This window comes from Sphingobium sp. IP1 (genome assembly GCF_002708645.1).
GTDB lineage: Bacteria > Pseudomonadota > Alphaproteobacteria > Sphingomonadales > Sphingomonadaceae > Sphingobium > Sphingobium yanoikuyae.
In genome coordinates, this window is the sequence record NZ_NOIW01000243.1 from 1 (window position 1) to 1641 (window position 1641).

A 1641-nucleotide genomic window follows, 5' to 3' on the forward strand; every position below is an offset into this window, starting at 1 on the left:
GGGCTGGGGCCGGCGGAACGGGCGCTGGGCTGGCCCAGTCGCGCGGGCAAGCTGGTGCTGGGACTGGCGCTCGACCGGGTGGCGGACTGGTATCGGGTGGGGTGAGGGGGGCTAAATGAACCGTTCGGGCTGAGCGAAGTCGAAGCCTTCGGCCGAGCGGCGCGAGGCGATGACTTCGCCTTCGCTCAGTCATGCCCTTCGACTTCGCTCAGGGCGAACGGAATAAATATGCAGCGGCGCGTAGCGCCTAGGCCACGAACCCCGCTGCGCTCGCTACCCACCCCAACCCCTCCCTGGAAGGGAGGGGCGAGGTATGTTTGCATTCAGGCGATGAACCCTGCGCCGAGGAGCAGGAGCAGTTTCACGTCCATGGCAAAGCCCTGTTCGCGCCAGGCGGCGATCTGGTCCGGCAGGGTGGCGAGGGGGATGCGGTGGACGCGGATATCCTCGCTGTCGACGCCGCCGCCCTCGCCGGTCTTTACCAGGTCATGGGCGCGGAACAGGGTGAAGCTTTCCGAGACCATGCCGGGCGAGCTGAAAAATTCGCCGAGCGATTCGAGGCGGCCGGGGCGATAGCCGGTCTCCTCCTCCAGTTCGCGGCTGGCGGCAAGGCTGGCGTCCTCGCCGGCGTCATGATCGCCGACCAGGCCCGCGGGCAGTTCGATGCAGCGCTTGCCGAGCGGCACGCGATACTGGTCGACCAGCAGGACATGGCGGCCGTTGACGTCCTCGTCGATCGCCAGGATGACGGCGGCACGGATGCCGCGGGCGCGGCCGACATATTCCCATTTGCCGCGCTTCTTGGCGGTGATGAAGCGCCCGGTCCACATGACTTCCTCGGGCGCATTCCAGTCATTGTCGCTCATAATTCAATCAGTCTGTCCGGCAGTTCGTTGATGTCGTCGGCGGCGCGGGGGAAGTGCGGCGCCAGGATCGCGCCGACCCGGCCGATGGCGAGGGCAAGGCCTTCGCCCGGCCGGTCGTCGCGCACCGCATCGATCAGCAGCGCCATCGCCTCGCCCCAGGCTTCGGGCGTGACGCGGTCATTGATCGCCTTGTCGGCGACGATTTCGGCGCGATGCTCGTCGAGCGAGAGATAGATGAGCACGCCGGTGCGGCCGGCGGTGCGGGCCTCTGCGGCGGCACGGAACAGCAATATGGCGCGGCGTCGGACCCGGCGCGCCTTGGTCGCGCGGGGGGTGAGCGCCATGCGCAGCGGCATGATCGCGAGCAGGTAGCGCACCACCAGGAAGTCGAGGATCAGGTCGCCCAGCAGGATGGTGAGCATCTTCCAGTCGGCGACCTGATGGTCCCAGTCGCCCAGCAGCCGGCCGGCCAGGTCGCGCAGATAGTCCGGGAAGAAGGCGAAGAAGGCGAGGGCGACGAAGACGGTGCCGATCGCCCAGTGCAGGCCGACATCATGATAGGCGTCGGACCGGCGCGCGACGATCGGCACGATCTCGCCCGATGTCTGCTGTTCGGCCTCCATCACGGCGGCCGAGACGAGGTCATGATCGCGTTCGCTGAACTGTACCGGCTTCACCAGCTGCCTCCCGCACCGCCGCCGCCAAAGCTGCCGCCGCCGCCGGAAAAGCCGCCGCCATCGCCGCCGCCCCAGCCACCGCCGCCACTGCCCCAGCC

3 protein-coding genes are annotated in these 1641 nt (G+C 68.4%); 1 reads left to right on the forward strand and 2 read right to left on the reverse strand.

What is annotated here, in order from left to right:
* Positions 1–105, forward strand: a 105-nt coding sequence (locus tag CG471_RS31615) for a DUF6456 domain-containing protein (protein WP_257211743.1), incomplete at its 5' end; no start/stop codon positions are given.
* 218 nt (positions 106–323) lie between these two features.
* On the opposite strand, the gene CG471_RS29730 is transcribed toward CG471_RS31615, so the two are convergent.
* Both CG471_RS29730 and CG471_RS29735 read right to left on the reverse strand, forming a co-directional pair.
* A complete protein-coding gene (locus CG471_RS29730) occupies positions 324–866 on the reverse strand; it encodes an NUDIX hydrolase (protein WP_099234658.1) in 543 nt (180 codons plus the stop codon).
* Positions 863–1489, reverse strand: coding sequence for a hypothetical protein (locus tag CG471_RS29735; RefSeq protein ID WP_180275849.1), 627 nt, complete (start codon positions 1487–1489; stop codon positions 863–865). Before CG471_RS29735 ends, CG471_RS29730 begins: the two co-directional genes overlap by 4 nt.
* Positions 1490–1641: the final 152 nt, after the last annotated feature.

Coding starts and splice junctions, on each gene's coding strand:
- CG471_RS29735 (WP_180275849.1), bottom strand. CDS start 1,489: ATGGAGGCCGAACAGCAGACATCGGGCGAGATCGTGCCGATCGTCGCG.
- CG471_RS29730 (WP_099234658.1), bottom strand. CDS start 866: ATGAGCGACAATGACTGGAATGCGCCCGAGGAAGTCATGTGGACCGGG.